The organism is Leisingera sp. (genome assembly GCF_034669605.1).
Taxonomy (GTDB): Bacteria; Pseudomonadota; Alphaproteobacteria; order Rhodobacterales; family Rhodobacteraceae; genus Leisingera.
In genome coordinates this window covers 1-7462 of sequence record NZ_JAXMOX010000212.1, presented here as the reverse complement: position 1 = coordinate 7462, position 7462 = coordinate 1, and the positions used below count along the sequence as shown (strand labels likewise).

General features: G+C 59.9%; 14 protein-coding genes and 1 tRNA gene. 7 read left to right on the top strand and 8 right to left on the bottom strand.

The window, feature by feature from the left end:
• Positions 1 to 43: 43 nt before the first annotated feature.
• The 5 genes from VOI29_RS20535 to VOI29_RS20515 form a co-directional block, all read right to left on the bottom strand.
• Positions 44 to 637, bottom strand: coding sequence for a hypothetical protein (locus VOI29_RS20535; protein WP_323783124.1), 594 nt, complete (start codon positions 635 to 637; stop codon positions 44 to 46).
• 185 nt (positions 638 to 822) lie between these two features.
• Positions 823 to 1479 (bottom strand): hypothetical protein, encoded by a 657-nt coding sequence (locus VOI29_RS20530; RefSeq protein ID WP_323783121.1) that lies wholly within the window; start codon positions 1477 to 1479, stop codon positions 823 to 825.
• A complete protein-coding gene (locus VOI29_RS20525) occupies positions 1476 to 1598 on the bottom strand; it encodes a hypothetical protein (RefSeq protein ID WP_323783118.1) in 123 nt (40 codons plus the stop codon). The genes VOI29_RS20530 and VOI29_RS20525 overlap by 4 nt, the downstream gene beginning before the upstream one ends.
• Positions 1598 to 2011 (bottom strand): DUF1937 family protein, encoded by a 414-nt coding sequence (locus VOI29_RS20520; RefSeq protein WP_323783115.1) that lies wholly within the window; start codon positions 2009 to 2011, stop codon positions 1598 to 1600. Before VOI29_RS20520 ends, VOI29_RS20525 begins: the two co-directional genes overlap by 1 nt.
• A gap of 242 nt (positions 2012 to 2253) precedes the next feature.
• The gene (locus tag VOI29_RS20515; protein ID WP_323783112.1) at positions 2254 to 2622 is read right to left on the bottom strand and encodes a hypothetical protein; all 369 of its coding nucleotides are present in this window, start codon (positions 2620 to 2622) and stop codon (positions 2254 to 2256) included.
• Between the two features lie 50 nt (positions 2623 to 2672).
• Between VOI29_RS20515 and VOI29_RS20510 the strand changes: the two genes are divergently transcribed.
• Positions 2673 to 3011, top strand: coding sequence for a hypothetical protein (locus VOI29_RS20510; RefSeq protein ID WP_323783109.1), 339 nt, complete (start codon positions 2673 to 2675; stop codon positions 3009 to 3011).
• A 65-nt stretch (positions 3012 to 3076) separates the two neighbouring features.
• Here VOI29_RS20510 and VOI29_RS20505 read toward each other — a convergent pair whose 3' ends face one another.
• Complete coding sequence (locus tag VOI29_RS20505) at positions 3077 to 3400, bottom strand: hypothetical protein (protein ID WP_323783106.1); 324 nt, start codon at positions 3398 to 3400, stop codon at positions 3077 to 3079.
• A gap of 368 nt (positions 3401 to 3768) precedes the next feature.
• On the opposite strand from VOI29_RS20505, the gene VOI29_RS20500 reads away from it, so the two are divergent.
• From VOI29_RS20500 to VOI29_RS20475, 6 genes are all read left to right on the top strand, one after another.
• The gene (locus VOI29_RS20500) at positions 3769 to 4077 is read left to right on the top strand and encodes a helix-turn-helix transcriptional regulator (protein WP_323783103.1); all 309 of its coding nucleotides are present in this window, start codon (positions 3769 to 3771) and stop codon (positions 4075 to 4077) included.
• Between the two features lie 209 nt (positions 4078 to 4286).
• Entirely contained in the window at positions 4287 to 4556 is a 270-nt protein-coding gene (locus VOI29_RS20495; protein WP_323783100.1) for a hypothetical protein, read from the top strand.
• A gap of 231 nt (positions 4557 to 4787) precedes the next feature.
• The gene (locus VOI29_RS20490; RefSeq protein WP_323783097.1) at positions 4788 to 5135 is read left to right on the top strand and encodes a hypothetical protein; all 348 of its coding nucleotides are present in this window, start codon (positions 4788 to 4790) and stop codon (positions 5133 to 5135) included.
• A gap of 129 nt (positions 5136 to 5264) precedes the next feature.
• Positions 5265 to 5543 (top strand): hypothetical protein, encoded by a 279-nt coding sequence (locus VOI29_RS20485; RefSeq protein ID WP_323783094.1) that lies wholly within the window; start codon positions 5265 to 5267, stop codon positions 5541 to 5543.
• Positions 5544 to 5554: 11 nt separating this feature from the next.
• Positions 5555 to 5827 (top strand): hypothetical protein, encoded by a 273-nt coding sequence (locus tag VOI29_RS20480; protein ID WP_323783090.1) that lies wholly within the window; start codon positions 5555 to 5557, stop codon positions 5825 to 5827.
• A 61-nt stretch (positions 5828 to 5888) separates the two neighbouring features.
• On the top strand, positions 5889 to 6125 hold the full coding sequence (locus VOI29_RS20475; protein ID WP_323783087.1) for a helix-turn-helix domain-containing protein: 237 nt from the start codon (positions 5889 to 5891) through the stop codon (positions 6123 to 6125).
• On the opposite strand, the gene VOI29_RS20470 is transcribed toward VOI29_RS20475, so the two are convergent.
• Entirely contained in the window at positions 6122 to 7084 is a 963-nt protein-coding gene (locus VOI29_RS20470; protein ID WP_323783084.1) for a site-specific integrase, read from the bottom strand. The two genes, VOI29_RS20475 and VOI29_RS20470, sit on opposite strands and share 4 nt — an antisense overlap.
• 150 nt (positions 7085 to 7234) lie before the next feature.
• A tRNA-Thr gene (locus VOI29_RS20465) sits at positions 7235 to 7310 on the bottom strand.
• Positions 7311 to 7462 lie beyond the last annotated feature (152 nt).

Sequence of the window (7462 nt, the reverse complement as noted above, 5' to 3'; positions counted from 1 at the left end):
TGGCGCGGTGCCAGGGCGAAGCCGCTTTGCAATGCCGCCATGTTCATGCCTGCGCCGCCGCGCGCTGCGCCCGCGCCTCATCAGCAATATCGCGGCACTTCTGCAGGGCCACCCGGCGCCGGTCACGAAACTCAGCCTCCTCAGGGGTGACTGCGCGCGCCCGAGCCATCCGCGCCTCGATGTCCTCCAGGCGCCGCACCGGATCATCGGCGGCAGCCTTGATCTGGCTCAGAGTATAGTTCCCGGGCCACGATCGGTTTCCCTTCAGCCAGGTCAACAACTCTGGCGCCCAGCCCTTGGCAATCGCATCTCGTCCCAAGGGATCGCCAAACACCTTCAGCATCAGCGGTGATGGTCCGGTTTCCGGCGGCTCGATCCGGCGCGCTTCCTTCAGAATATGCAGCGCGATCGGGAACCGGTCCCGGTCCTTGCCGCCCGGATGCCCCTCGCACCACTCGCACAGCAGCTGCAAACTGGCGGGCTTCATGTAGGCCAGCATCTGGCGTAACTCTTTTTTCATGGTCTCGAACTGCTCTTTGCGCATGGTGCTAGGCTTGGTAAGCCCCAACGCCTCAAGCGGATTAATCAACATTTCCTGCACCCGCTTTTCACCTGCGGCCTGCTCTTTCCCGTTCATTTCCGCAATCCCTCTTTCTCGGTACTTCCAACACTTCAAACGGCACTTCGGCCCGCAGCAGGGCCCAGTAAGGTGTTTTGTATTCTTCTGTTTTTTACTGTTCTGTCCTGTAGGGCAATTTCACCGACAGAGCCGAAATCGAACTGAAATCCGGTGAAATCATTTCACTTCATTTCAGATGAATTTCACTTCCGCGCTGCGCTGATCGGCGTCACATCCCCGGTGTAGCCCAGCACCTCGACCATGGCCGCCCGCACGTTGTCTGGCGTGATGTACAGCTCCGAGTGTTCGAAGTGCTCAGCCAGCGCCGTGATTGCCCGATCATCCTTGATGATGTGTTCGGGCACGCCCATTTCGGCCATCTTCTTGCGGATCTTGTGCTTCTTGAGCGCCAGCCGCCCGGCCTCGCGCGCGGCATCCCGCCCGCGCTTGCGCTTGTACATGTCCTGAACGATTTCCTCGATCAGCCCGGGATGACCTAGGCGAACCTCAGCCTCGCCCGTGCGCGGATCCTCGACGAAAACAGCCACCCAGCCATGCAGCACGGACGCGCGGACCTCCTGCCATTCGCTGACAGACCGGAACCGGGCCATGTCGGCCAGCTCCAGATCATCCATTGGCAGCGTGCCCGCCGGATCCTGCCGCATCGCCTCGGACCACAGGATCAGCGCGGTTCCGATATCCGCCCGCCTGCCGGTCATGACGCATTTACTCAGGAACCGCGACGACAGGAACTTGTGCCCGAAGAACGGAAACCAGTCGTGCGAGGACAGCGTTTCCCCGCGCTGCAAAGGCCAGGCATCGGGCGTGCGCCCGTCCGGACCGTCGACCACGTCTTTCACTGCCCTTCCCTCCATTTTCTAATGGCCTTCCACTCAACGGAGAAAGGCTCGCAAGCCAGTTCACTGACCCCCAGCGCCTTGCCGACGCCCAGCAGCGCGCTGGAAAGGTTCTGCGCCATCAAGCACCTCCATCCAGCACATAGACCGGCTTGTTCATCTCCAACGCCAGGAATGCCGCGCGCCAAACTCCAGCAGACTGCTGCCAGCCCGGCAGTGCCGGCACGACCACCAGATCGGCGTGGCGCACCGCACCGGTAGGATCCTCGGCCGACAACCCGGCCTCCGCCGCCATGAAGGCCGGAGACAACGGCAGGATACCGGCCCGCGCCAGCATCCCCATCCAAGCGACAGCGACATCGGCGGCCAAAACCGGCCCGCCATCAAACCCGGCATAGGGCGTGGCCAGGCAGGCGAGCTTGCCCGACGCGCGGGCAGCAACATCGGCCAGCAGAACACCCTCATGCAGTAGCGCAGCACCGTCAGTGCGTTCGCGCAGCCGCCTCCAGTTGTGCAGACCACAAAAATCAAGCATGCACCGCCCCCGCGGAAAAAGGGGCGCGCAGCAACGCTGCCACTACGCGCCCAGGTCCAACAGGGGAGGTTTCGGGGGCCACCTGCAGGCGCGCCTGCCCCCGGTCAGCGCCAAGGCAAGGGGACATGGCGGCCCCGCCTGCGGCGTTTTCGCAGACAACCTGGACCTGTACGTCGCCCCGATTGCCTGCACCTTCCGCGGTAGACCAACACACAACGAAAGGGATTCTTGTGATCGGAAAATCAGACATTGTCGTCACCATTAATGACGTCAAGTATCGCGTCCTTTGCGGCCTGTGCCGCAAGCCGATAGCCTTCGTAGGAGAAGCTAACCTCGACCGCTCCCAGGCAGGCTGCACCGCTTGCCGGAACACAGCGAAAGTCGAGGAGATCAGCCGAATTACGCTCGATCACGCCCACCACGAAATGCAGATAGCCTTCAACGGGGTCATGCGTGACGCCGTGCGCAACAGCAAAGCTCTCAAGTTCAGCGGCAATACTACGAGCAATAAGCGCAGCCGCTTCACCGTCGATTGGGAGAGCGGCAAGGGCTGACGCGGACAACAGATGGCCGCTTCCTGAACATTCACGTTGCGATTGTTCAACTGTCATTTCATCCTCCGCACTGCGGCGACGAACCACCCAATTAGGGAACAAACACTTTGGAAACACTTGCGGGCAAAGCCCTGAATGACCTCACCAACCTCGTGTCTGAAAAGTGGTACGTTGGATTGGGCACGGTCGGCTTGATCACCCTTCTTTGGGTCATGCTCAAAGGCACACCCCATGACGACCTCCTGATCGCCTACACCGCCGTCGCCATGATCGGCCTTGGGTTCGGCGAAGCTGAGACGCGCACCTTTCAGGAGCACGTAGACCCATACGGGCGTTACAAACTCACAGGACCCGCACGGCGGTGGACCTTCATCGGAATTTGCCTTTACCTTGCCGGGCTGGGCGGGCTGGGTTTGGCCGCACTGCGGGCAACAAACCTCAACTAGAGCTCCGTTCGACACAAGGAAAGCCTGCAAACCGCGGCTGCCGTTTTTTGGACTGGCGGCAGTCATCACGCCGCCCTCGCTAGTTCGTCACCAAAAAACACCGCCGCGCCTGGATCGGTCAGCATGACCAGCAGCGCGATGTGGCTGGTGGGGGCGGTCACCGCGCCCCACCAGTTCAGCGCTGTCTGAAAGCTTACATCGCAGAACAGCGCGACCTCGCGCGGGCTGCGGAAACGGGCGCGGAAATAGGCCGACCATAGATTGGGCGCGTTTGCCTTCAGCGCATATGGGTCAAACTGATTTGACCAAGATTTTTGACCACCCGCCACGCTAGGCTGGCCGCATGATACAGCATTGTTCACAATCAGGGTTAGGTTGGGGCGACTCATGCAGCGGCTCCTCCTCGATTAGCAAAAGGCTCCAACACAGGCCTTCGGTCTGCTGCATGCAGGAGGACCATCAATTCTGCCGTAACCTGAAATCCCCTCCGCTTCCCCGCGCGTATCACTGCAGCGTGAAACCTGGCTGGGATCGCACCCGACTGGGCCCATTTGTGAACCTGCGCAACATTTACAGCCCCCGGACCGCAAACCTGCGAAATGTCTTCTACAAGCTCAGCACGGGTCGGCCAGAGGTTGATCACCTGCTTGATGTCTCTCAGTTCGCTCATAAGGCGACATAATGGAAGTTTTCTCCATTCGTCAATGTGGAAATATCACCAATGGAAAAATACTCCACTGCCCCATATCAAACATATATGAAAAAAGTGACCAACATTCTGATTGAGCGCGAGAGCCACCCAGCCAAGGTCGGTCCTAGGATTACAGCCCTCCGAGAATCCTTAGGCAAGACCAAAGCCAGTTTCGCAGACTCCATCTCACTCGATCGAAGCACCCTCACGAAGGTAGAAAAAGGCGAGGCCGGCCTCGACATCGCCGTAAGTGAACGTATTGCTTATATTTATGGTTTTGGACTTGACTTCATTTACCGCGGAGAACTTGACGATGTTCCCTTTGAACTCCGCGCTGAACTTGTGAACCACCTGAACAAAGCACGCTCCAACTGACGCACCCTGGCTATCTTCATCCCCGTCAAACGGGCCAAAGCCAGCGTGCAAACGTCCCTTGCAGAATACATAGGCAGAATCTCCTGATCTAAAAACAACCTCCCGACCCGAAGGCTCGGAACTGCGAAATAGAAGTTTGCTCCACTTTATGTTTGACAGTGGAAGTTTCTTCCATTTATCAATCCTTCTATCAACCGATGGAGGATTGAATGCAAGACATGACCAAAACCGCACGCCAGATCGTCGGCTCGCCGGAGGACTATTTGGACGATACCCGCCTGTTCACCCAGGCATGGGCCGCGATGAAGGCCGCCCGCGGCCAGGGGTTCGACCCTGCCCGCCTGCGCGCCGCCCATCTGATTGACCGGCCCGAACCCGCGCCGGAACCCACCGACCAGACCCTTGCGCGGGTCGGCGCCAAGGTGCGCGCGCTGATCGCGGAAAAGAACATTCCGGTTCCGCACCGCGATGCGGCCTGACCGCACACCGGCCCGCGCCTGCCCGACCACCTGCTCAGCGGCAAGCCGCAGTATCCGGGCACACCCGCGGGCACCGCCCCAATTGAAATAGCCGAGTAGCGGCGCGTGATGGAGGATTGACGCGCCGCTTTTCTTTGAGGTTTCGCGCCCGTCTTGCGGCGCGGATCAGCGCGGGCGGCGCAATCCTCCAATCCATCCGCTGCCCGCGCATCATCATAGACAGGACAACCGATGCCGCCAACGCCTCAGGAAATTTACGCAGCCACCCGCGCTATGCGCAGCCGCTGCCGGTTCGGCCAGGCGATGCTGCTGCAGAAATTCGGCGGCAGGATCACCCCGGCTAGCACAGACCCCAGCGACCGCTTCGATTTCGGAGCAACGCGCTGGCGCCTGTCCCTTCTGGGCCTCTCAGCCACCGGGGACGACATGCCTTCTGCGCTGGACGCCTGGCTCCGCACTGCGCAGATCCGCCACACCATCGACGGCACCCGCCGCGCCACCGATGGCCGCCCGGACTGTCCCTACAACGGCGCGCCGCCGCTGCCGCCAATCACCAACCAGCATGCCAAGGCCACCTGAAACCCGCACCTCGGCACACTGACCATTTTTTAACACGCGGGCCCGGCCGCCCGCTCCGCCGGGGCGCGGCAATCAGGCCACCACTCACGAACCCGCGCCGCGCCCCACAACCCGCAGAAAGGCAAGCCGATGACCGCCGCAGCAAAGCCCCGCTTCGATGATATGCCGCCAGCCACGCAGGCCGGCATCCTGTGCAACGACCCGCGGTTCCAGACCTTCGCCGCCGTGCGCTGCGGCTACCCCGGCGGTCAGTTCATCGCCAGCGCGGCGGCCGAGTATGTACGCCTGATCTGCGGCGTGAACAGCCGCCGCATGCTGAACATCAACACTGCCGCCGCCGAACGCTTCGCAGCGCTGCTTACCGAATTCGACGCCCACACCGGCAAGATTGCCCGCCCGCAACGATAACTGGACGCACCATGCAGACCGCGACCCGCACCCCGAAATGTCCACCTGTTTCAGGTGGACACCGCAACACAAAGAGACCGCCAAAAACATATGAAAAGGTAGAGCTATTCGGCCTGCGCGCGATTTGGCTGCACTTCGCAAATGAGCGGGAACTGCGGCGGCTAGCCAAACTGCATGTCCGGATCAGGCGACGCGAAGAGGCGATCCGGGAACTTAAGAAAGAGCGCCGTGAGATTATGGAGTGCTGCAAAAAGCGCAGCTACCGGGCGCGAAAACAGACTTGACCGTTGATTTCTCTTTCTGCTCCTGCGCGCCAGGGGCAGCGACGGAAACCAGGAGGCAAACATGCAAGCCCAACTAATCGCAGTCGATGCAGGCGCACTGGATGCGCTCACAAAGAAAGTGGAGCGGCTCGAAGCCATCATGACCCAGGGCACTTTCCAGCCCCGCGAAGAGTGGGTGGGCATTCAGGAAGCTGCACGCGTCCTGGAATGCTCTGCGGATACGATCCGTCGCAAAATCAACTCTGGCGAGCTGGAAGCTAAAGGCTCCGGCAAATCTCGGCGCGTGAAGCTGGACTAGTCCAGCCTGCGCGCCAAATCCTCTGCCTTTTCGTTGTAGTAGGTTAAAAGCTGTGACAGGTTCCTGTGCCCCACCATGCGCGCCAGATCCATCACATCCAGCTTTTTCGCCAATCGAGTGATCGCCCAATGCCGGGAGTCGTGAAAAGTCAGATCATCGACGGCAGCCCGGTCCCGCACCTTCCGCCAAAGCACATCAAGCTGGCGGGAAGTCAGACCGAACACCGGTTCTTGCCTTGGCAAAGCCTCCAGCAACTCCACCGCCCGGCCGGACAACGGCACCTCCCGCGACGTGCCGTTTTTGGTCATAGGCAGGGAAACTGTGCGGCGCTCCAAATCAACCCGATCCCAGACCATCCCCACTATTTCGCCCGCCCTCATGGCAGTTTCCCCCGCAAAGAGGAAAGCGTGAAAAGCACGCGCTGTCACTGTGGCCAGGTCCGAACCCGCTGAAAGCTTCAACCGCTCCATTTCCTTCGCCGTGGGCAACCTATCTCGACCCTCTGGCTCAGATGGCTTTTTGACGTCTTCCAAGGGTGAGACAGCCAACAGGCCCCACTCACGCCGGGCAACTGAGAATACAGAACTCATCAGCACCATTTCGCGCCGGACGGTTGCAGGCGCAACGTCCCGCAAGCGCTGGTCCCGCCACTTAGCAAAGTCTTCAGGCTTCAGCTCATCCAGGCGCAGTGAACCAATGCCCTCCTTGCCCCACTTCTTCAGCCGCAAATCTTCCCACTTGTACCCGCGCTTCTTAGAACTGACCTCTCGCGCATATCTGTCGAACAGCTCGCTCAGTTTCATCTTGGCGCTGATCTTTTTGCCGTTCAGGATCTCATACTCCTTGCGGCTGGCCCAATCCTGCGCTTCCCTCTTGGTAGGCAGAACTTTGCTCTCACGAATCCCTTGTCGCGAGACCTCAGCCCGCCAACCAGTCTTCATCTTTCGGAACGTCGCCATGAATTACGCACCACGCGGAAATTGCGGAAAATATGCGTAACAGGATGCGCATTTTTACGCATCAGGAGCAAGCAAGATCAAACGACCCTCCGCGTAAGACCTTAAAACAAAGGCCTTTTGCGGTATTTTTCATTTTTATGCTTGGGAATATGGTGCCCCCACACGGACTCGAACCGCGGACCTACTGATTACAAATCAGTTGCTCTACCAGCTGAGCTATAGGGGCACTCACAATCACAGGTGTCCAGAACCGGAGCCGGCGCGCGACCAAGGACCTGAGTCTCAGGTGAAGAATGCCTCCCCGCCGGACCTGCTGGGCGACTGGTACTAAAGTACAGAATGACCGTCAAGCCGGTTTGAAATGCAAATTGCGCAACT